General features: G+C 54.5%; 20 protein-coding genes. 4 read left to right on the forward strand and 16 right to left on the reverse strand.

All coding sequences use genetic code 11. From position 1 onward, the window contains the following. Positions 1-26: 26 nt before the first annotated feature. Positions 27-461 (reverse strand): DoxX family protein, encoded by a 435-nt coding sequence (locus OGW17_RS13755; RefSeq protein ID WP_071259530.1) that lies wholly within the window; start codon positions 459-461, stop codon positions 27-29. 153 nt (positions 462-614) lie between these two features. On the opposite strand from OGW17_RS13755, the gene poxB reads away from it, so the two are divergent. The 4 genes from poxB (at position 615) to OGW17_RS13775 (ending at position 5,926) form a co-directional block, all read left to right on the forward strand. Continuing rightward, the gene (gene poxB / locus OGW17_RS13760) at positions 615-2,333 is read left to right on the forward strand and encodes a ubiquinone-dependent pyruvate dehydrogenase (protein WP_071259532.1); all 1,719 of its coding nucleotides are present in this window, start codon (positions 615-617) and stop codon (positions 2,331-2,333) included. A gap of 38 nt (positions 2,334-2,371) precedes the next feature. Then, a complete protein-coding gene (gene ltaE / locus OGW17_RS13765) occupies positions 2,372-3,373 on the forward strand; it encodes a low-specificity L-threonine aldolase (RefSeq protein ID WP_024130490.1) in 1,002 nt (333 codons plus the stop codon). 10 nt (positions 3,374-3,383) lie between these two features. After that, positions 3,384-4,814 carry an SDR family oxidoreductase gene (locus OGW17_RS13770; protein ID WP_071259535.1) on the forward strand — a complete coding sequence of 477 codons (1,431 nt, stop codon included), beginning with the start codon at positions 3,384-3,386 and terminating at the stop codon, positions 4,812-4,814. A 98-nt stretch (positions 4,815-4,912) separates the two neighbouring features. Continuing rightward, complete coding sequence (locus OGW17_RS13775) at positions 4,913-5,926, forward strand: 3-beta-hydroxysteroid dehydrogenase (protein WP_012133064.1); 1,014 nt, start codon at positions 4,913-4,915, stop codon at positions 5,924-5,926. 150 nt (positions 5,927-6,076) lie between these two features. Here OGW17_RS13775 and OGW17_RS13780 read toward each other — a convergent pair whose 3' ends face one another. From OGW17_RS13780 to gspC, 15 genes are all read right to left on the reverse strand, one after another. Further along, positions 6,077-7,897, reverse strand: a complete 1,821-nt coding sequence (locus tag OGW17_RS13780; RefSeq protein ID WP_024130491.1) for a glycoside hydrolase family 19 protein — start codon at positions 7,895-7,897, stop codon at positions 6,077-6,079. Positions 7,898-8,042: 145 nt separating this feature from the next. Next, entirely contained in the window at positions 8,043-8,486 is a 444-nt protein-coding gene (iagB, locus tag OGW17_RS13785) for a type III secretion system invasion protein IagB (RefSeq protein WP_071259538.1), read from the reverse strand. Between the two features lie 133 nt (positions 8,487-8,619). Then, positions 8,620-11,328, reverse strand: coding sequence for a glycosyl hydrolase family 18 protein (locus tag OGW17_RS13790; RefSeq protein WP_071259541.1), 2,709 nt, complete (start codon positions 11,326-11,328; stop codon positions 8,620-8,622). Positions 11,329-11,592: 264 nt separating this feature from the next. Next, entirely contained in the window at positions 11,593-12,390 is a 798-nt protein-coding gene (locus tag OGW17_RS13795; RefSeq protein WP_071259544.1) for a prepilin peptidase, read from the reverse strand. Then, positions 12,387-12,872 (reverse strand): type II secretion system protein M, encoded by a 486-nt coding sequence (locus tag OGW17_RS13800; RefSeq protein WP_047457848.1) that lies wholly within the window; start codon positions 12,870-12,872, stop codon positions 12,387-12,389. Before OGW17_RS13800 ends, OGW17_RS13795 begins: the two co-directional genes overlap by 4 nt. Next, positions 12,869-14,014 carry a type II secretion system protein GspL gene (gene gspL / locus OGW17_RS13805; protein WP_071259547.1) on the reverse strand — a complete coding sequence of 382 codons (1,146 nt, stop codon included), beginning with the start codon at positions 14,012-14,014 and terminating at the stop codon, positions 12,869-12,871. Before gspL ends, OGW17_RS13800 begins: the two co-directional genes overlap by 4 nt. Positions 14,015-14,029: 15 nt before the next feature. Further along, positions 14,030-15,046 (reverse strand): type II secretion system minor pseudopilin GspK, encoded by a 1,017-nt coding sequence (gene gspK / locus OGW17_RS13810; protein ID WP_071259550.1) that lies wholly within the window; start codon positions 15,044-15,046, stop codon positions 14,030-14,032. Continuing rightward, entirely contained in the window at positions 15,043-15,708 is a 666-nt protein-coding gene (gspJ, locus tag OGW17_RS13815) for a type II secretion system minor pseudopilin GspJ (RefSeq protein ID WP_071259553.1), read from the reverse strand. Before gspJ ends, gspK begins: the two co-directional genes overlap by 4 nt. After that, a complete protein-coding gene (gspI, locus tag OGW17_RS13820; RefSeq protein WP_071259556.1) occupies positions 15,705-16,085 on the reverse strand; it encodes a type II secretion system minor pseudopilin GspI in 381 nt (126 codons plus the stop codon). Before gspI ends, gspJ begins: the two co-directional genes overlap by 4 nt. Beyond that, positions 16,078-16,563 carry a type II secretion system minor pseudopilin GspH gene (gene gspH / locus OGW17_RS13825; protein ID WP_071259559.1) on the reverse strand — a complete coding sequence of 162 codons (486 nt, stop codon included), beginning with the start codon at positions 16,561-16,563 and terminating at the stop codon, positions 16,078-16,080. The genes gspI and gspH overlap by 8 nt, the downstream gene beginning before the upstream one ends. Continuing rightward, positions 16,563-17,012, reverse strand: coding sequence for a type II secretion system major pseudopilin GspG (gspG, locus tag OGW17_RS13830; RefSeq protein WP_012133075.1), 450 nt, complete (start codon positions 17,010-17,012; stop codon positions 16,563-16,565). Before gspG ends, gspH begins: the two co-directional genes overlap by 1 nt. Before the next feature lie 2 nt (positions 17,013-17,014). Continuing rightward, on the reverse strand, positions 17,015-18,223 hold the full coding sequence (gspF, locus tag OGW17_RS13835; protein ID WP_071259562.1) for a type II secretion system inner membrane protein GspF: 1,209 nt from the start codon (positions 18,221-18,223) through the stop codon (positions 17,015-17,017). Next, positions 18,223-19,701: a type II secretion system ATPase GspE gene (gene gspE, locus OGW17_RS13840; protein ID WP_071259565.1), complete on the reverse strand. Its 1,479-nt coding sequence runs from the start codon at positions 19,699-19,701 to the stop codon at positions 18,223-18,225. The genes gspF and gspE overlap by 1 nt, the downstream gene beginning before the upstream one ends. 14 nt (positions 19,702-19,715) lie before the next feature. Further along, positions 19,716-21,638, reverse strand: a complete 1,923-nt coding sequence (gene gspD, locus OGW17_RS13845) for a type II secretion system secretin GspD (RefSeq protein ID WP_071259568.1) — start codon at positions 21,636-21,638, stop codon at positions 19,716-19,718. A 13-nt stretch (positions 21,639-21,651) separates the two neighbouring features. Beyond that, a complete protein-coding gene (gene gspC / locus OGW17_RS13850) occupies positions 21,652-22,383 on the reverse strand; it encodes a type II secretion system protein GspC (protein ID WP_024130492.1) in 732 nt (243 codons plus the stop codon). Between the last annotated feature and the right edge of the window lie 198 nt (positions 22,384-22,581).

Consider the following 22,581-nt stretch of genomic DNA (forward strand, 5'->3'; position numbering starts at 1 on the left):
CAGTTACGCCGCCATCCGGCAATTCTTCACCGCCAGGCCGAATTTCCCGCAACAGAGAACCGCCCCGCCCCCAGAAACGCCACCGCCAGCGCGCCAGTAAAGAAATAAACTAAACTTTCTATCGCCCATGCGCCGACGGCATCCAGTTGCCAGGTTTTTCCGGTGCCGACCATTAACCACGCCACCACCATCGTCAATGCCAGTACCAGCGCGGCAGGACGTGTAAGAATACCCAGCACAATCAGGCAAGGCGCAATCACCTCGCCCACCAGCACGCCATAGGCGATAAACCCGGGCAATCCTTTTGCAATCAGCATATTGCTAATGCCATCAATACCGTCGAACAGTTTATGCAGGCCGTGAAACAGCATCAGCCCCCCTACTGCGAGGCGTAACAGAAACTTGCCAAAATCTTCATGCGTCAGCATACGGTTCACTGCATTTAATAACGTTGTAACCATCTGAATTGACTCCTGGTTCCGGCTGGTTTGCCATTAAATTACGCGTTCTGTCGGTTGAAATATAGCTGCTGAAAATAAGGGGTGATGACAAAGCGTAACGATTATCTTCATCTAAACTTGTAACCGGTATCACATTACAGGAGATGGAAAACCATGAAACAAACCGTTGCCGCTTACATTGCAAAAACACTTGAACAGGCTGGCGTGAAACGTATCTGGGGCGTGACGGGCGACTCCCTGAACGGCCTGAGCGACAGCCTGAACCGGATGGGGACGATTGACTGGATGTCGACGCGCCATGAAGAGGTCGCCGCCTTTGCCGCTGGCGCGGAAGCACAACTCACCGGTGAACTGGCGGTGTGCGCGGGTTCATGCGGGCCTGGCAACCTGCATTTGATTAACGGTCTGTTCGATTGCCACCGTAATCACGTCCCGGTTCTGGCTATCGCCGCCCACATTCCTTCCAGCGAAATCGGCAGCGGCTACTTTCAGGAGACCCACCCACAAGAGCTGTTTCGCGAATGCAGCCACTATTGCGAGCTGGTTTCCACCCCGGAGCAGATCCCGCAGGTACTGGCGATCGCCATGCGTAAGGCGGTGCTTAACCGTGGCGTCTCCGTCGTGGTGCTGCCGGGCGACGTTGCGCTGAAACCGGCGCCGGAAAGCGCCAGCACCCACTGGTATCATGCCCCGTTGCCGATCGTGACCCCGGCCGAAGAAGAGCTGAAAAAACTGGCACAGCTATTACGTTACTCCAGCAATATCGCCCTGATGTGCGGCAGCGGCTGCGCGGGCGCGCATAAAGAGCTGGTGGAATTCGCCGCCAAAATTAAAGCGCCAATTGTCCATGCGCTGCGCGGCAAAGAGCATGTAGAGTACGACAACCCTTACGATGTGGGCATGACGGGATTGATCGGCTTCTCATCCGGTTTCCATACGATGATGAATGCTGACACCCTGATCCTGCTCGGCACCCAGTTTCCCTATCGCGCCTTTTACCCGACCGACGCCAAAATCATTCAAATCGATATCAACCCGGCAAGCATTGGCGCGCACAGTAAAGTCGATATGGCGCTGGTCGGCGATATTCGCTCCACGCTCGCCGCGTTATTACCAATGCTGGAAGAAAAAACCGATCGTAAATTCCTTGATAAAGCGCTGGAGCACTATCGCGACGCGCGCAAAGGGCTGGACGATTTAGCCAAACCGAGCGAGAAAGCGATTCACCCGCAATATCTGGCGCAGCAGATCAGCCATTTCGCCGCAGATGACGCCATCTTTACCTGCGACGTCGGCACGCCGACCGTATGGGCGGCGCGTTATCTGAAAATGAACGGTAAGCGCCGTCTGCTGGGATCGTTTAACCACGGTTCAATGGCCAATGCCATGCCGCAGGCGTTAGGCGCCCAGGCCACCGAACCGGGTCGTCAGGTGATCGCCATGTGCGGCGACGGGGGATTCAGTATGCTGATGGGCGATTTCCTCTCTGTCGTACAGATGAAGCTGCCGGTAAAAATTGTTGTTTTCAACAACAGCGTGCTGGGCTTTGTGGCAATGGAGATGAAAGCGGGCGGCTACCTCACCGACGGCACCGAGCTGCACGACACGAACTTCGCCCGCATTGCTGAAGCCTGCGGCATTACAGGGCTCCGCGTTGAAAAAGCCGCCGACGTCGACGAGGCGCTGCAACGCGCGCTGTCTATCGACGGTCCGGTACTGGTCGATGTGGTCGTGGCGAAAGAAGAACTGGCCATTCCGCCGCAAATAAAACTGGAGCAGGCCAAAGGGTTTAGCCTGTATATGCTGCGCGCGATCATCAGCGGGCGCGGTGATGAAGTGATCGAACTGGCGAAAACCAACTGGCTAAGGTAAAACAATGCACATCGCCTTTTAAACTATAGGGATGTGCAATGATCGATTTACGTAGTGATACCGTCACCCGGCCAAGTCGTGCCATGCTCGAAGAAATGATGGCCGCCCCGGTCGGGGACGACGTGTACGGAGATGACCCAACTGTCAACGCCCTCCAGCAATACGCCGCTGAGCTTTCTGGCAAAGACGCGGCGATTTTTTTACCCACCGGCACTCAGGCTAACCTGGTCGCTCTGCTCAGCCACTGTGAACGCGGCGAAGAGTATATCGCCGGTCAGGGCGCGCATAACTATCTGTACGAGGCAGGCGGCGCGGCGGTGCTGGGCAGCATTCAACCGCAGCCCATTGATGCCGCCGCAGACGGTACGTTGCCGCTGGATAAGGTCGCCGCGAAGATCAAGGCGGATGATATCCATTTTGCCCGCACTCGCTTACTCAGTCTGGAAAACACCCACAACGGTAAAGTGCTGCCGCGCGAATATTTAAAACAGGCGTGGGAATTTACCCGCGAGCGCGGTCTGGCGTTGCACGTTGACGGCGCACGTATTTTTAACGCGGTCGTCGCCTACGGCTGCGAACTGAAAGACATTACTCAATACTGCGATTCATTCACCATTTGCCTGTCAAAAGGCCTGGGGACGCCGGTAGGCTCACTGTTAGTCGGCAACCAGGACTACATTAAGCGCGCCATCCGCTGGCGCAAAATGACCGGCGGCGGTATGCGTCAGGCCGGCATTCTGGCGGCCGCCGGGCTGTACGCGTTGAAAAATAACGTCGCACGTTTACAGGACGATCACGACAACGCGGCCTGGATGGCGGAGCAACTGCGTGAAGCCGGCGCGGATGTTATGCGTCACGACACCAATATGCTGTTTGTCCGCGTTGGTGAAGAGAACGCGGCGGCGCTGGGCGAATACATGAAGGCGCATGACGTGCTGATTAACGCGTCGCCGATCGTGCGTCTGGTGACGCATCTGGACGTATCGCGTGAACAGCTTGCTGAAGTCGCCGCCCACTGGCGCGCCTTTTTAACCCGCTAAGGAGACGGACGTGCCGCAACGTATTTTGGTTCTTGGCGCCAGTGGTTACATTGGTCAACATCTGGTGCGGGCGCTCAGCGCGCAAGGGCATCAGATTCTGGCGGCGGCACGTCGCATTGAACGGCTGGAAAAACAGCAACTGGCTAACGTCAGTTGTCATAAAGTCGATCTCAACTGGCCGGATAATCTGCCCGCGCTGCTCCGCGAAGTCGACACCGTCTATTATCTGGTGCATGGCATGGGCGAAGGCGGCGATTTTATTGCCCATGAGCGCCAGGTTGCGATGAACGTGCGCGATGCGCTGCGTGAAGTACCGGTCAAACAGCTCATATTCCTCAGCTCGTTGCAGGCGCCGAAACATGAGCAGTCTGACCATTTGCGCGCCCGGCAGTTAACTGCGGAGACGCTGCGCGAATCCGGCGTGCCGGTGACTGAACTGCGCGCCGGCATTATCGTCGGCGCAGGTTCAGCCGCCTTCGAAGTGATGCGCGATATGGTCTACAACCTGCCAGTGCTGACGCCGCCTCGCTGGGTGCGCTCCCGAACCACGCCCATCGCGCTGGAAAATTTGCTGCACTATCTGGTGGCGTTGCTGGATCACCCTGCCTGCGAGCACCGGGTTCTCGAAGCCGCCGGGCCGCAGGTCTTAAGCTATCAGGAGCAGTTCAAGCACTTTATGGCAGTCAGCGGCAAACATCGCCTGCTGATCCCCATCCCTTTTCCGACCCGCTGGATTTCAGTCTGGTTTTTAAATGTCATTACGTCCGTTCCGCCGACCACGGCAAAAGCGCTGATCCAGGGGCTGAAACATGACCTGCTGGCCGATGATACCGAACTGCGAGCGTTGGTCCCCCAGACGCTCATCTCCTTTGACGATGCCGTGCGTCGCACGCTGAAGGAGGAAGAAAAACTGGTCAACTCCAGCGACTGGGGATACGACGCCCAGGCGTTTGCCCGCTGGCGACCAGAGTATGGCTATTTTGCCAAACAGGCCGGATTCACGGTTAAAACCTCCGCCAGCCGGAAAGCCCTGTGGCAGGTGATCAACCGTCTCGGCGGCAAAGAAGGCTATTTCTTTGGCAATATTCTCTGGAAAACGCGTGCGGCAATGGATCTGCTGGCGGGGCATCGACTGGCAAAAGGCCGGCCTGAACACGCGCTTCTTCAGACCGGCGACACGGTGGACAGCTGGAAAGTCATCATTGTCGAGCCGGAAAAGCAGCTGACCTTACTGTTTGGCATGAAAGCGCCGGGCCTTGGCCGTCTGAGCTTTACCCTTGAAGATAAAGGCGATCACCGGCAAATTGACGTGCGCGCCTGGTGGCACCCGCACGGGATGCCCGGCCTTTTCTACTGGCTGCTGATGATCCCGGCGCATCTCTTTATTTTCCGGGGCATGGCAAAGCAAATCGCCCGGCTTGCAGAACAAATCACAGATTAATCATAAAAACATACTGTATTCTTTCATGTTTCCCATTGCATACCGACGTAATTCACGGAAGAATGCGCACGAAGTTCTATTAACCACAGTGGATTGATATGAAGGTACTGGTTACCGGCGCCACCAGCGGCTTAGGTCGAAACGCGGTTGAGTTTTTGCGCAATAAAGGCATCAGCGTCAGAGCTACCGGTCGCAATGAAGCGATGGGCAAGCTGCTGCAAAAAATGGGAGCGGAATTTGTCCATGCGGATTTGACCGAGCTGGTCTCTTCGCAGGCAAAAGTGATGCTCGCAGGCATTGATACGCTGTGGCACTGCTCCAGTTTCACCTCGCCGTGGGGAACCCAGGAAGCCTTCGATCTGGCGAACGTTCGCGCCACCCGACGCCTCGGCGAATGGGCCGTCGCCTGGGGCGTACGTAACTTTATTCATATCTCCTCTCCGTCACTCTATTTTGATTATCACCACCATCGCGATATCAAAGAGGATTTTCGCCCTCACCGCTTCGCCAACGAATTTGCACGCAGCAAAGCGGCCGGTGAAGAGGTGATTAACCTGCTGGCGCAGGCCAACCCGCAGACGCGTTTTACCGTCCTGCGTCCGCAAAGCCTGTTTGGCCCACACGATAAAGTCTTTATTCCGCGTCTGGCGCATATGATGCACCACTACGGCAGCGTTCTGTTGCCGCACGGCGGCAGCGCGCTGGTGGATATGACTTATTATGAAAATGCCGTCCATGCGATGTGGCTGGCAAGCCAGGAAAGCAGTGACAAGCTGCCTTCTGGTCGGGTCTATAACATCACAAATGGCGAACACCGGACGCTGCGCAGCATTGTGCAGAAGCTGATTGATGAATTAAACATTGATTGCCGAATCCGTTCGGTTCCGTATCCGATGCTGGATATGATCGCCCGCAGCATGGAGCGTTTCGGCAATAAATCGGCGAAAGAGCCGACGCTGACGCACTACGGCGTTTCCAAGCTGAATTTCGATTTTACGCTGGACACCACGCGCGCCCAAGAAGAACTGGGCTATCAGCCCATCGTCACGCTGGATGAAGGCATTGAGCGTACCGCCGCCTGGCTGCGCGATCACGGCAAGCTACCGCGCTGACCGGCGCACAGTGAACACAAAAAACGGCAACCATCAGGTTGCCGTCAGATCGTTGTTGTACCGGATGGCACAATAGATACGACTCACCCGCCGCAGGCCCGATAAGCCTGCGCCATCGGGCATTTCAGGCGTTGTCGTTTTATATTGTCATTACAGCGCGCTCCACGCGTCAGACCATGCCAGACCCGCGCCGGGTTCATAATAGGCCGGCGCCGTATTACACCAGCCGCTATACGGGAATGGTTTGCACTGGAACAGCTTACCGTGGTTATTCACGATATCGCCCGCATTGTACTTACTGTTCGCGCTCCATGCCGGATACGAACCCGAAGCGCCGTCGTCCTGAGATGGCGTTGCCGCTTTCGCTTTCACGTTGAGCAGATAAGAGGTGGTGCTGCTCAGCTCACCATCACTGACGGTCAGGCTCACCTCGTACTGCTGAGCGGTCGCCGCTTCCGGCGCGGCGAAGGTTACGACCGCTTTGTCTTCGCCAGACACGGTCTGACCATCCTGAGCACGCCAGGTGTAGGTCAGTTTGTTGCCGTCTTCGTCAGTCGACCCCTCCGCGCTCAAAGAGACCTGCGCCCCCGCATCTACCGCGCCAATCGGCCCTGCGATATGGGCTACCGGCGCATGGTTAACGGTGGTCGGCTCTGCTGGCGTTTCATCCGGCACTGGCGCAGGTGCAGGCGTATCATCAGCCGGTGTTGGCGTTACGGGCTCTTCATCCGGTTTAGTCGAAGAACCGTCATCATTAATGATGTTCACATTGTAGAAATGCTGTACACATTTCGTGTAATCCCCCTCTTTAAACGCGCTGAATGGCGTCTGATAACCCACCAGTTGGCAGGCATAGGTTTTGCCGTCCGGCGTATCCGAGCTCCATCCCCAATCTTGTTCCCAGTAGATCTTCAATGCGCCCGCGCCGCCTTCATCGAACTGCTTCATGTTGGCGCAGCCCAGCACTTCATCTGCCGGAACCGGTACTTTCAGGTAGTTAGCGAACTCTTTGTAGTATTTGATACGATTCTGCGACTGCGCGATTTCCGTCGGGCCGCCGCATTCAACGCCGCCGTTGATAATCTGGGTGGTGACGCCAAAGCCGGGCACCAGACCGTTAGCCTTATCATGCGCGTTCGGCTGCCAGGTGCCATCGATGACCTGCAACATGCTAGGTTTCGGCGGCTGCGGGTAGGCGAAGAAGAAAATAGCGCTCGCCAGGTTCAGCCAGGTATCGGCAACCAGTTCCGGTTTATCCAGCAGCGTGCGCACGTCGCCATACATCGCTTCGGAGAACGGCCCGTAGTTGTAGTTATAGGACAACTGTTTCGCACCGCGGCCAAAGTAACTCAGGAATTCACCATCTTTGTCTTTGCCGCACGGCCAGGTTTGCCCCTGCCAGACGCTCGGATTACATTCGCCGTTATAGCCGCCTTTCTGCCCTTCGCTCCAGCCCATTTCACGCACATATACCAGCGCCTGACGCCATTCGGCCTCTGGACGCCAGCTCTCATGGCCGCCGGTTTCCTGCGCAAAGTGGGCGAACATTGTTGCCAGCTCTTTGCGACAAATCGCATCACTGTCGCGACCATCGTTATAGGTCTTACACAGCGCCGGGAATTTACCGACTGCTTTCAGGAAATTGCTGTAGGTATATTCTTTAGCACGCAGCGGGAAAAGATATTCCCAGTCGCTGGCTTTGATGATCCCCTCAACGCGTTTGACGTTTTCTGGGTTGGCGGCGCGACCGGGTTCAATGAGTTCTACCTGGGCATTATCCAGCGTCTGGATCGTCTCTTTCACCGAAGCCATCAACGGGAAATTTGTCAGCTCCTGCTCCTTTTTCGCCAGATCGCTGGCTTTTATGGTGTAAGGCTCACTGCTGCTGGCCTGCAATGTATTTGCTTGCGCCATAAACGGCACCGCACAGGCACCCGCAATGAGTACACTCAATAATGTCCTTTTGCTCATTTCAATTTTTCCTTTATGTACAATAGTGATTAATTCAAATTCTGCGTTGTCCATTAACAACACGAATAAACAAACATCAGAACCTGGGGTTTTACTTTTCGAAGAACACCAGCAGGAATTCTTCAAAAAATAAAAGCAGCTGGATTTATTTATATTGCGTGGTCATTTTTATACGCTGGTATGTTTCCCAGACTTTATGCGCGTAAATCATGCGCTGCGGGTAATTCTCTTTTTTAACCCCGGCGTTATATGCGCCTACCGCCTCCCAGTTATAACCATATACTTTGATCATATCGGATAAGATCGACGCGCCGACCATAATAGATGTACAGGGTTCCAGCATCAGTCGATACTCATCAATGCCACGGCGTTCCAGCGCTGAAAAATGCGAGCTATTTATTTGCATCAACCCGACATCTCTCGTCCCGTCGTGATTTCGGCCTACCGCATAGGGATTCATGCCAGACTCGACTTGCGCAATGGAAAATAATAAATAAGGGTCAACATGATAATAATTTGCGGCTCTGTCCCAGCAGTTGGCAAACGCGCTTTGGCTTAACATCAATAACAACAAAATTAAACGTTTCATATTTTCATCCGGTTGTCGGGGTGATCTGCTCCTTGTTCGTTATGCACATTATTTTTTAGAGATGGCCGCCCCCAGACAGGGGCGGCTACCCTTCGCGAATAGATAACGTATCCGCATTATTAAGGTAAGAGGATTATTGACAGTCTGCGGCGGCGCCTTCTTTCACCCACACATCGCTGTTGCCGGGTTTATCACCCTGCGTCCACCATTTAGCGCGGTATACAGACCCCTGATAGGTGGTAGTCTCACCGCCGTTGTAAACCACATCGGAACGCCAGTTGAATTTCACCTGGCTGACCAGTTCCCACGCGTCCACGCCGAAGCCTGGCTGATTGCCCTGCGTCCAGTACTTCGCTTTCCACACCAGGTGATCAAAACTGACGGTATCGCCATTGTTGTAGATTTTGCTGGCGTCCCATGCCGCGTAGTGGCTGGCATTGGCATCAACCGGGCTGTCGCAACCGCCGGTTGCCGCGCCTTCATCAGACGGCGTCGTCCCCTCATCGGATGGCGTGGTGCCTTCATCAGACGGTGTCGTCCCTTCGTCGGACGGCACCGGCGCCGCTTTTGGCGTAACGTTAATCTGCACGTTGGACTGCACGCTGGTTTTACCATCGCTGACCACGACGCTGACGGTGTAAGTCGAGGCAGAGCTCACTTCCGGCGCGGTGATGGTCACGCTGGAGGTGTCCGTCCCCGTCGCGTTCATATCGCCCGGCACGCTCCAGGCGTAGGTCAACGCGTCGCCATCAGGATCGGCAGCCTGCGCGTTCAGCGTGTAGGTTGCGCCTGCTTCAAGCGACACCGTTTCCAGCGGATTCACAACCGGGGCCTGGTTCGCTTTTGGCGCTTTGTTCACAACCTGAACGTCAATGGCGTTACTCAGACCTTTCGCATCGGTAACGGTCAGACGGAACGCCAGATTCTGATTGCTGGAGACAGCGGCGACGTTAAAGCTCGCTTTCGCGCTGGTGCTCTTGTTCAGCGTTACGGACGGACCGGAGATCTGCGTCCACTTATAGGTGATCGCATCGCCATCCGGGTCGGTAGAGGCAGAACCGTCCAGCGTGACCGTCGCCGGGCCGGTTACGACCTGGTCAACTGCGGTCGCGACTGGCGCATGGTTGGTCACAACCGGCTCAACCGGCGTAGAACCCCCACCCAGCAAACTTTCGTTCATCGCGTTCAGAATGTCGCCGTTATCAGAGTCGATAGACCAGGAGAACAGGCCGCCGAGGTTGTTAGCCAGGACGTATTTACCTTTCGCCGCCGCAGAGCGGGCGTCTTCATAGGTAATCAGGTCGCCGGTAGATTTATTGAAAATATACGGCGCTTCCGCCGCAGCGTCGTAACGGTATTCCCAGCCTGGTTTGCCTTTGTATTCGTTAACAATCTGACGATAATCAACCACGCCCGGCTCCCAGGTGCCTTTCACCGGGCCGGTAGCCGTACCGGTAAACGGATTGTCGCCGGTATAGCCATGCACGCCAGTCCAGCCGCGGCCATACATCCCCGCGCCCACCACGATCTTGCCTGGCTGCACGCCCTGCGCCAGCAACGCATTGACGCCATTTTCCGTGGTGTATTTGGTGTCCGGTTTCCACTCTGCGCCGTGCAGCGCCGCCTGGTGCCCCAGATCGGTGTTGCTCCAGCCGCCGTAGAAGTCGTAGCTCATCAGGAAGATGTGATCCATATACTGCTGCGCCTGGGCGTAGTCCACGTCTTCAATTTTGTCCTGACCGGAACCGATAGCGGAGGTCAACTCGTAAGTCCGACCGGTTTCGGCAGACAGTTCGTTGAGCATGGTGCGCAGATCGTGCATCAGTGCCGTGTAGGTCGCTTTATCCTGCTGTGGGTTGCCCAGCGTTTCATTCTGACCGCCGCCGCCCGGGAATTCCCAGTCAATATCTACGCCGTCGAAGAATTTCCAGGTCTTCAGGAAATCCTTAACGGAAGCAACAAACCGAGCGCGAATCGCGCTGTCATGCATCTGGAAAAACGGATCGGAAAGCGTCCATCCCCCAACCGATGGCAGGATTTTCAGATCCGGGTGCGCTTTTTTCAGCGCCATCAATTGACCGAAGTTGCCTTTATACGGGTCATCCCAGTTAGAGACGCCAGCCTGCGGTTTTTGCAGCGCCGCCCACGGATCGTGGATCGCCACGGTATAGTCCTGTCGGCCATTACAGGCGCGTTTCAGCGCTTCAAAACTGTTGCCGCCCTCGATGGATTTCAGGCTGTCATTGATGCCGTCGCCGCCACAAATGGGAATAAAGCCGTACAGGATATGGTTCAGGTTAGCCGCCGGGATCTTATCCACCGGGAAATTACGGCCATACACGCCCCATTCCGGGAAGTACGCGCCCACCACTTTATCGGTATGCTGAGCAAACGTTTTATTGTTTTCCTTCATGGTGGTATTCAGCGGCAGCAGATGGCTACCGTCGGTATCCGCCACAATAATCAGCTTGCTGGCGCTTTTCGTACACCCGCTGGTATTACATAATTCAACCTGCTCCTGATAACGACCGCCTTTTTTGACTTTGAAGGTCGCAGAACCGGCAGCGCTACCTGCGCCAGACCATACGGTCTTACCATCCAACAGCACTTTCGCGGAGGTCGGCGCATCGCCGCTCCAGACGTTCCATTCCACCTTGACGTCCACGCCATCGTTATGAACTTTCACCAGGTTGTTATAATCCTGCGCAGCCTGATCCACTTCCACAATGGCGAATTTATCATTGCCGCTGGTAATAGACGGCGTACCCGGCGCAGCGGCAAAAACCGGACTTGTCGCTGCTGCCACAAAAAGTGCCAGATATTTAGGCTTCATAAATTTCATTATTAATTCCTGATAATTTTATTCGTGAATATTTAACAGCCATGCATTCCTTAGAGCATGGACGAATTGCAAACAGTAATTTATTTAAGACAACGGAAACCAACCCATTATAAAAATGAAATAATCTATTTCGCTTTACGCTCCTCCCTAAAATGGCATAAGCATTAATTCTATTAACTTATGCAACAATGATAATCTGGAAAATAAATAAGTTCCCTTTATTCCCTCGGCGAAAGAATTTAAAAAAACACTTGACCAACCGCGTCAGAATGTGAATTGCAATGTCTGGAAGATAAACATCGCCATTCCCGAAAAGGCCAGACAGGGACCAAAAGGAATTTGCCCCGCTTTATTTACGCCAGAGTAAAAAAGGCCATACAGCACAATACCGCTTAATGCCGCAACCAGAATTAATAACGGTAACGCCTGCCAGCCGCACCACGCCCCTAGCGCCGCCAGTAGCTTAAAATCGCCCTGTCCAAGCCCTTCCCGCCCCGTCAGCAGGCGAAAACTCCAGTACACCAGCCACAGAATGAGATACCCTGCAACGGCGCCATATAACGCGCTCGCCAACGGCATCGTGTGGAAAACGCAATGCAGCAGCAGCCCAGCCCACAGCAGCGGCTGCGTGAGACAATCCGGCAACAGCATATATTTCGCATCAATCATCGTGAGCGGCAGCAGACCGCACCATAAAACCCACAGCGCGATCAGCGTGACAAAGGAAGGGAGCGCCGCCGCCGTTGCCGCAAAAAAAAGCGCGCTGGCTGACTCTACCAACAGCAAGCGCAGGGGAATCACAGACTGGCAATGGCGGCAGCGACCGCGCAGGCAGCACCAGCTCAGTAACGGAATATTTTCCCACCAGGCCAGTTGATGCCCGCAGTCCGCGCAGTGTGAGGCAGGAAAAAGTAAATTCCCCGCCCCTTCCTTTTCCATCACCATTGCGGGAACGCGCTCGCTGACTACGCCAAGAAAACTGCCGAGGATTCCGCCCAGACAGGCGCTCATTATGCAAAATCCAATCGGCCAGCTTTCCCGAAACAACATGATCGTATTCATGCGTTTTTATTCCAGCTCAGCGTAATATTGGCTTTCACGTCGCTTTGACGATCGACCGGCTGCAAATCCATTTTTTGCAACTGAACGCCGGACGTAACATTCACTTCACGTAGCCAGTTTTTCAGTTCATAAATATTGACCTGTTCAACAACAAAAGAGAGTGAGCGTTCATCCTGACGAATATCAGACAACGCGAGATGGATCTCTTTCGCGCTCTCTTCAATAACCGTTCGCGGGTTGTTCGTTTTTAAGACTTTCGCCTGTAAATGATTTTTATCGATTTCGTCCCGCATCCAGCGCAGCGTCTCTTTTTGCCGCATTAACGTGGACTGGCTGTTTTGAATCATATGATCCAGCGGAATAATGCCGCCGTAATAAATTACCGCGCAGCATATCGCCGCCGCACATAGCGTAATAAGACCACGCTCGCGATCGCTGTAGTTTTGATAGCGCGCTTTTAATTGTGCAATTCGCTCTTTCATTTATATTTCCCCGTCACGATCGCCGTATAGGGTGACTGGTTCGAAACCGGTTGTAACGCAAAGTCAAAATGGGGGCTGGCCTGCGTAACGAAATCCTGTAGCGCCTGCGCGTTCGGCGAGGCCGCGTTCAGCGTCAACACATTCTGCGCGTTGTCATATTCCACTTCATTTATCTCAATAGCAGGCACAGACTGTTTAACCTGTTCCAGCGCCTCAAGTTGCAGAAAAATACCTTTGCTCTGTTTTTTAATATTCTGACCAAAATGGTATTTGATATTGGTTTTCTGCCGCAGACTTGGGAAATAGTGTTGAGCGACCTGGGCAATCTCGGCCTGTACCTGATTTTCCTGCTGAACCAACATCCATGCCATTGCCACGCGCGGGCCAATCAGCAATCCCATCGACAGCAGCGCAGACACCGCCATTGCTGTCCTCAGATGACGAAATCGCCCCACCTCTTTGCCGCAGGCGGCAAATGCGCCATGCAGCATATTGGCGCGACACGCTTTCCATTGCGGCTGAATCAATACCAGCGGATGCTGCCACGGCAGTTGTTCAGTGACATCGATACCCGCAGGCGCTTCGCCGTAGCAGCGCACTTCGCCATCGCCGCCTTGCGCCAGCAACAGCGGCAGCAGCGTAGCATCCGCTTCGCAGGCGCCGAACGGCGGAAAGCGCAGCCACCAGCTTTCGTCACAGGAAACCAGCGTACTGCCGCCTTCGTTTACCGGCAGCAGAATGGCGTCCGGCAATACCTGAATCACCTTCAGTCCGGCCTCTTCGCACAGCGCAAGCCAGCGCTCAAAGCAGGTGGCGTCAATGGCCACGGCATCCACTTCCCGCCCTTTTTTCCGCAATACCGTCCAGTGCAGCGAGTCCACATCGCCGATCAGCGTCTCTTCCGCCAGCCATGAGAACGGTGTGGAGGCCGTCGATAACCCTTTTTTGGGCAGGGTAAAATGACGGAACACCATCTCACTGGCGGGCAACAGCAAACAAACGCGTGTCGCCAGGGGATTTACGGCAAGCGTTCTCAGCGCATCCCGGCTTTCCAGCGTTGCCACCTGCTGGCTACCGGAGACGCACCACTCGATTTTCCCGTCCACGTTTGCATCGGGACGAATAAAAAGTACCTGTTTCATAGACTATGACTTTTCTTATTCAATCATTCGGTAACGGCGTTGCCAGGTTCTCACCTCTCCAGAGTCACGATCGACATGAATCTGGCTGACAACGCGCAGCGTTAAATCATCAGTATTACCGGTACTCTCGACCCGGAAATAGTGACTGTTCACCGCAACAAACGCCTGCATCTGCGCGAGGATCGCTTTGCTCTGCGGATAGTTTGTTTCGAGCGTTTTACTGAACGCGTCAACCGACGCCCACCCTTCTTCCGAGCGCGAGGCAATCAGCCGTGCTGCGTCATCCTCACTTAACGTCCCCGCAGACATCGCAGACAACAGCGGCGCCTGCCCGGGCTTCAGGGTATTCACATCCACTTTGCTCTCCGTATCAGGCAGCGCGCACAGCACCTTGCTGACGCGGGGATATGCCGCCACCGGAAAACCCGGCAACCGTTTTATCTCGCTGATGGTGCGCATCATCTGATTCGCAGGAAGGCGCTGCGGCGTCACACCCGCCCAGGCGTCGCTTTCCAGAGCCTCTTTTGCGGTTGTGCTGTCAGCGTCCAGATAATCCACCAGTTGTTGATAAACCTCTTCCGCCGCTGCCGTACTGATGCCGCTGTCGATCAGCAACTGTTCAACGATCTGCTCTTTCACCGGCTTTGTCGGCTGCGCGGCGGCGCTATCCGCAGGAGGCGCAGGGTCAATGGCCAGCAGACTGTTCACGTTAAAGCAGGTCTGGGCGTCCTCAATCTGGCTCACGACGGTATAGTTCTCACCCTGAGTTTCCAGCGGTTCGTGCCACGCGCCTTCTGGCGATAATCCATTGCTCTCACCGCTGGCGTCGGTTTGCAGACGATCTTTTATCGCCGCAGCCTGGCCTTGCATCGCCCAGCGCAGCTGCTGCTGACTGACCTGATAGCGGGTTTTCTGCAAATTTCGGCAAAACTGCTGACCGATCTTTGCCGCCAGCGCTGACATCATCACCAGCAAAATCAACACCACCAGCAGCGCGACGCCGCGCTGTTTTTGCGCCGATTGCGTGTTCATTGCTGTTCTCCACCGCGTGCTGGCGGAACCGATGCCGTAACCTCAGCAGGCGTGGGTTGTGCAGCCTCAGCGCTTTCGTCTTTCTTTGCTCCCTGGATTTCCGGCATGTCTCCCGGCGTCATAAACACCCAGCGCCAGGTATCCCCGTTTTCCATCGTCAGCGTCAGTTCGGCGCCTTCCGGCTGATGGGCAGTTTCAACCCATGTCGTCTGCCAGCCCTGTCGCCAGAATCGCCACTTCATCGCTTTAACGTTGCTTAAAATCGGGACTTCTTCTGGACTCACGTCAGCCGGGCTATCAATGTCAGGCCAGACATCACGCCACAGGCGATGCGCCTCCAGCCGCCAGCGCACGCGTTCCAGCTGAATTTGCCCACTGACGCCGCTTACCGTCGTCAGCTCAACGGCATGTTGATCCAGACGGAACACATCCGTTTCATTGCGCGGCGCGCGCGGCTGGAGCTGAGAGAAATCGCGCTCCAGCAGGTTACAGGCTCGCTGAAGCTGATTAAGCGTCGTCGCAGCAGCATCCGTTGCCGTGGTGGTGCGCATCGCGCCGTCAAGGATTTGCCAGGCAAGGGTGCTGATCACGGCAAAAATCGTCAGCGCAATCATGATCTCCAGCAGCGTAAAACCTTGCTGGCGACGGAGTGGCGTATTCATTTGCGCTCCTTCGGCGGGACAACCCGCAGCGTGATGACCGGCTGGCCCTCTTCGCCTTCGGCATACACCTGGACTTCATCGGCAAACGCCTTGTCATCGGTTTTCACCCTCTGTTTGCGCCAGTTCCAGCTGCGTCCGCCCATCGTTTCACTGCCTTCTTCAGCGACGTCGGGAAAAACGCTTTTTGCAAGCTGCGCTTGCGCGAGCTGGTTTTCCGCAATCCAACTGGCCTGTAGCGTATCGGCAAGACCGTGCGTAAAACGCACATTCAGCGAGACGGAATTCATCAACGCCAGCGCTGCGGTAGAAAAGATCACCAGCGCCACCATGACTTCCAACAGCGTCATGCCCTGTTCTTTCGCTTCCGGTTTAGTCATTGTTCTCTACCAAAACGGGTGAAGCGCCCTGCGACACCACGCGGAAATGGTGCTGTTTGTCATAGCTCTGCAACGTCAGCGTGAATCGGCTAATTTCCCCATCCGGTAAAAAGAGCACCTGCGGGTCGGCATCAGGCGTGGCCGCCAGACGCTGGGGAGCGAGCGAAACATGCATCTCTTCAGGAAACTGTCCGTGGGTGAAAATACGCCCGGCTGTCAGCGGCGCCCAATGACGCCCGCCGTTTTCCCCGGCCCACTTCACCAGCTGATATTCCGTTGGCGTCATCACCAGCCCGACTATATTTCCGTCCATCACTGCCCGATCAGAACCATATTCAGCGAGGGATTGTAATTGCTGGCCTAATATATCTGCGCCGCTGCGTGAGGGTATTGTCGAAATCACCATCATGGCACAACTGGCAAAAATAACCAGCGCCAGAATAATTTCCAGCAATGTAAATCCACGTTGCTTATTCATTACTTATCTTTTTTATCTAAAGACCAGTTCGTTATATCATCGGCGGTATTCGCTTCACCATCCGGGCCGGAGGAGAAAACATCTACCGCGCCATGTTCGCCAGGGCTAACCAGAATGTAATCATTTCCCCACGGGTCCTGCGGCAGACGGCGAATATAACCGTCAGCACGATAGCCGTTGGGAATCGGCGCGATCTCCGGCTTCGTCACCAACGCCTGCAACCCCTGTTCGGTGGTTGGGTAACGATGGTTATCGAGCTTATACATATCCAGCGAGCCTTCCAGTGCGACAATATCGCTGGTCGCTTTTTGCGCATCCGCTTTCTCTTTATTCCCCATCAGATTCGGCACCACCATACTGGCCAGAACGCCAAGAATAACGATGACCACCATTAATTCGAGCAAAGTAAACCCGGCCTGACCTTTCAGGCTATTTTTTTTCACAGACATAATTAACCCACCATATTATTGAGCTGAAGAAGCGGTTGTAATATTGACAGTACGATAAATAAAACGACCGTCGCCATCGTCACCACCAGCGCCGGTTCAAATACCGACAGCGTTAATGTAATGCGATGTTGTAATGCCGACTCCTGGTTTTCGGCGGCGCGATCCATTAATGAACCGAGTTCGCCACTCTCTTCGCCAGAAGCAATCATATAAAGCATGGTTGGCGGAAATAATCTGGCCTGCTCCAGTGCGTTATATAATGACGCGCCCTGACGCACGGTATCCGCCGCCTGTTCCAGCACCTGACGCGCATACAGATTCTCAATACCGTCCATCGCGATATACATACCTTCCAGCAACGGCACGCTACTGGCTTGTAAAATGCTCAGGGTGCGGATGTAACGGGCGCTGTTTATTGCACAGACCAGTTTTTTCAGCGGCGAACGGTTCACCAGCCAGCGGTGATATGCAAAACGATGACGCTCTTTTTTAAGCCAGGCGTTAAAAGCGATAAACGATCCGACAAGGCCGCCGCCGATAACCATTCCGTAAGCCTGCAAAAAATCGCTGACCGCAATCAGGGTACGGGTGGTGACGGGCAACTGCTGCTTCATATGCACAAACTGTTCGATGACCTGCGGCACCACCGCCACCAGCAGAATGGAGATAACCGCAATCGCCACCACCGTCAGGGTGATGGGATAGACCATCGCCTGCGACAGCTTGCTTTTCATTTTCTGTCGCTGTTCGTTGTATTCAGCCAGCTTTTCCAGCACGCCGCCGAGATGCCCGGTCTTTTCCCCTGCCATCACCAGCGTGCAATAGAGCTTGTCGAAAGTACGTGGAAACTGGCTGAAAGCGTCGAAAAGCGTGTGCCCTTCCACCACTTTATCGCGGATCTCACCGACCATCACCGCCAGCTTTTTGTCTTCCGTCTGCTTAGAAATCGCCTTCAGCGCACTCTCCAGCGGCAGTGCGGCATTAACCAACGTCGACAGCTGGCGGGTAAACATTGAGAGCACCGGTGTCGAAAGTTTTGCGCCTTTCTGAGCCCCCTTTCCGGCGGCGCGCTCGCTGGTGAGCGTAATGCTGATCGGCATCAGCTTCTGTTCGCGCAGCGTCTGGCGCACCTGCTTTGGGCCTTCAGCCTGCAAGGCGCCGCGCCGGGTTTTCCCGGCGGCATCCGTAGCCGTCCATGCGAACCAGGCCATTATTCGTCACCTCCGCGCTCGGCGGTAACACGCATCACTTCCTCCAGCGAGGTGACGCCGGAGATCACCTTCAACAAACCATTTTCCCGCAGGCTGTAGGCCTGCTTAAACAGCTGAGTTTCAATCGACATTTCGTCTTTATCTTCATGAATAGCGCGGCGCATCGCGCTGTCCACCAGCAGAAACTCATGAATACCGGCGCGTCCCTGGTAACCGCTCTGGCGGCACTGTTCACACCCCACGGCGCGATAAATCACGTCGGGGGGGCTCTCCATAAAGCTGAACAGCGGTTTTTCATTATCATCCAGCGAACTGACGGCGCGGCAGTGAGGACACAGCCGACGAACCAGACGCTGGGCAATGACGCCAAGCAGCGATGAACCAATTAAAAACGACTCCAGCCCCATATCGCGCAACCGGGTAATCGCTCCCGCCGCGCTGTTGGTATGCAGCGTAGACATGACCAGATGGCCGGTAAGCGACGCCTGAACCGCAATCTGCGCGGTTTCGCCGTCACGAATTTCACCGATCATCACCACATCCGGGTCCTGACGGAGGATCGCGCGCAGGCCTCGGGCGAACGTCATATCCACTCGCGGGTTAACCTGCGTCTGCCCCACGCCTTCCAGTTCATATTCGATCGGATCTTCAACGGTAAGAATATTGCGTTCATGGCCGTTTAGCGCCGAGAGGATGGCGTAAAGCGTCGTGCTCTTACCGGACCCGGTCGGCCCGGTCACCAGGATAATCCCGTGCGGGCGGCCAATCAGTCCTTTGAGCTGTTCCAGTTCTTCGTCGATCAGCCCTAGTTTATTGATATCCGGTTTCAGGTTGCTTTTATCCAGCAGACGCATGACCACCCGCTCGCCATACTGCGACGGGATGGTTGAGACACGCACATCCACCGCTTTACGCCCAATGCGCAGGGAGATGCGACCGTCCTGCGGCAGGCGTTTTTCGGCGATATCCAGTTTAGACATCACCTTAATCCTCGATACCAGCAGCGGCGCCAGCTTACGCGCGGGCTGCAATACAGGACGCAGCACGCCGTCAACGCGAAAACGGATACTCAGCGTGCGCTCAAAGGTTTCGATATGGATATCCGACGCGCCATCCTTCACCGCCTCGCCAAGAATGGCGTTAATCAGACGGATAACCGGCGAGTTTTCATCGTTATCCAGCAAATCCTCGTTATCGGGGATCTCCTCGGTTAACGCCATCAGATCGATATTGGCATCCATATCATCAACCAGCTGCTGCGAAACACCGCTATTCTGCTGCCAGATTTTAGCCAGCATCTCTTCAAACGCTTCTGGCGTTAATGTTACCGGCGTAAAGGCACGCCCCAGCACGCGACGCATCTCCAGCAGGGCAAACGCGGGCGCATCCTCACGGATATATACGTCGTTGTGATAAAGCAGCACACCGTTGTCTTTTGCGAAGCTGCTGCTGCACAAATTTTTGCTTAATTCATCCACGCGACACCCCCGGCTTACTCTTTAAACGGATTGCGCGACGCCGTGGCTGGCGCAGCAGTGCTGGTTTTTACGGGCGACGGGAACGCGGGCAGAATGGCGTTATCGCCCGGCTCCAGGATGCCCATTTTTTTCTCCTCCATACGCTGCTGCTGGCGCGCGCGCACCTGGTCGTATTTCTCTTTCGACGCGGCGCTGTAGTTGTCGTCATCGCGCAGAACGGTGGTATGGATAAAGACCATCAGGTTTCGTTTGGTGGTATCCTGCGAGGTGTAGCGGAACAGTTGCCCCACCAGAGGAATATCGCCAAGCAGCGGTACTTTCGACACATTCTGTTTGGTGACATTTTCGATAAGCCCTCCCAGCACTACCGTCTGCCCGCTGTGAACCATCACTTCGTTATTGATCGTGCGAGTGTTAAAGGTGGGGCCTAAAGACGAATCCTCCGTCGAACTGGCGTCCACACTGGAAACTTCCTGCTCGATCTTCATGTGGATCATGTCGCCGTCATTAATCTGCGGCAGGATCTTCAACTTCGTCCCCACCGTCTTACGCTCAACGGTGTTAAAGACGTTGTCGCCCGTCGTCGTCTGCGAACCAGAAAGCACCGGCACATCCTGACCAACGTTAAACGACGCTTCTTTGTTATCCAGCGTCACCACGCTCGGCGTGGAGAGAATGTCGTTTTTGCCGTTGGTCGACAGCGCCGTCATCAGCGCGCCGAAATCGCCGTTAAAGAAACCTGTCGCCATACCGGTAAAATTCACGCCTTTTATCGTCCCGTTCTTAACCTGGCCGATCGGCAGACCGGTTGCGCCAAACTGTACGCCGCCGTGTTTACTCGTCCACTGCACGCCGAGATCGGTTCCGGCACCATCCTGCACTTCAGCGATAATGGCTTCCACCAGTACCTGGGGACGGCGAATGTCCAGCTTGTCGATCACCTTCTCAAGCGAGTTCATCACGTTCGGCTGCGCGGTGATCACCAGCGAGTTTGTCGACTCGTCGGCAGTAATATTCAGATCGGTCGCGGCAACCGGCGATTTACTTTTCGCCGTGCCCGGCTTGTCCTTCATCTGCTCCCCAATGCCCGTTAACACCGGCACCACTTTGGCGGCATTAGCATATTTCAGGTAGAAGACGCGGGTATTCCCCTCGTTATTCTGCTCGCGATCAAGCTGCGCTATCAGCGTGCGGGTACGCGCCCGCGCTTCTTCACTGCCGCTAATGACCAGGCTATTCGTCTCCTCATCCGCCACCACTTTGGTCGCCAGTTGCGGTGCGTTCTGCCCTTTTTGTTCTTCGTTGTTGAGGTTATTCAACATATCCGAAAGTTCTTTCGCGGAGGCGTAGTGTAGCGGAACGATTTCGCGCCGCTGTACGCCGGAACGATCGACGCGCTGAACCAGATCGACCAGGCGGTTCACCACCGAGGCTTTACCGGTGAGCAGCAGGACGTTTGACGGCTCAAAGTGCACCACGTTGCCGATACCGGTCGCATCGTTCAGCTGGCGCAACAGCGGTGCCAGTTCGCGTACCGGTACATTTTCCATCCGCACGACGCGGGTAATAATTTCATCCCCTTTACCGGGATTTTTGCTGTCGGCAATCGGCGTTCCCGCGGTTCTCGCAACGGATGAACGAACCACTTTCACCATGCCGTTATCCATCGGAATCACAGAAAGTCCGTACAAATCCAGCACGCTGAGGAAAAACTGATAGTATTCATCTTCGGTCAGGACGTTATACGTCCGAACCGATACGGTTCCCTGTACCGACGGATCGACCAGAATCGTTTTATTGAGATTACGGCCAACCGTATCAATAAATTCACGAATATCAGTATTTTTAAAGCTGGCGCTAAAATTCGCCGCAAAGAGCGAACTGGAATATAACGCCAGAGTTGTCAGCGCCACGCACGCCCACGGAAATTTCTTCATGGCAATTCACTTGTTAGTTGTTTAAAACATTGACCTGAATATTTTCCAGGTGAGCGTGACGTCTTACGACTACCGCCGCTTCTTTCATTTTTGACCAGCCAGCAATGATGCTTTTCGCCTGTTCTTCTTTCGTCATATCGGTACTGTTCACCTTCACAACCACATCGCCCTTCTCCAGCCCACTGTTCTGAAAGAAAGACGAAGCATTGCGCGGGTTGATTTCGTACCCCTCCAGACGACCTTTTTCGATAAACGGTTTTAGCACCAGGACATCATTAAGATGCAGGCTCTCTGCACCGGCATCGTTTGTCGGTTTTTGTAGCGGGCCGCTTTCAACACCGCCTCTGAAATAATCAGGTTTCTTTAATGCCAGTACCTGCGTAGTACCTTCATAATTAACCACCACATTGTCGTTATTGATCTCCTCAATACAGGCGTCACTCACTCCCACGAGGCTTTCGCCTTCGCGATAACTTTGCTGTCCCGCAGGCGTTTTAATAACGGCAAACGATAGCCATTTTTCATCGCTGCTGACAATGCCTTCAATCTCGGCAGAGAGCGGCGATTTAACCGCTGCTGGCGTATTTCGCTGCCAGACGGCAGGTTGAAAAAGCGCAAATGACTTTTCTTTTTCGTCATTTTTACGCACGTTAATTTTTCTGTTATTTAACTTGTTTGTAACCTTATTATAGTTTTTAAAAACGACATACCCTTGATGCCCGCTGAATATCAGTAAAACAAACATCACGCAGGGAGCAATCAATCGGGAGAAAAGCTGCATCCTCATTATTTAAATGCCTTTAATAAAGCTAAATTTCGCAGCACCGGCTGCGCCAATCGGTGCGGCAAATAGTAATGAGCGGCAAGAAAGTCGACCACTCGCTTTCCCGGCAACTTTATTGCAGAAAAACATTGACGATTTCACTTACTGGTGTTATCGAAA

This window comes from Citrobacter sp. CK181 (genome assembly GCF_030333595.1).
In the GTDB taxonomy this organism is placed as follows: domain Bacteria; phylum Pseudomonadota; class Gammaproteobacteria; order Enterobacterales; family Enterobacteriaceae; genus Citrobacter_B; species Citrobacter_B koseri.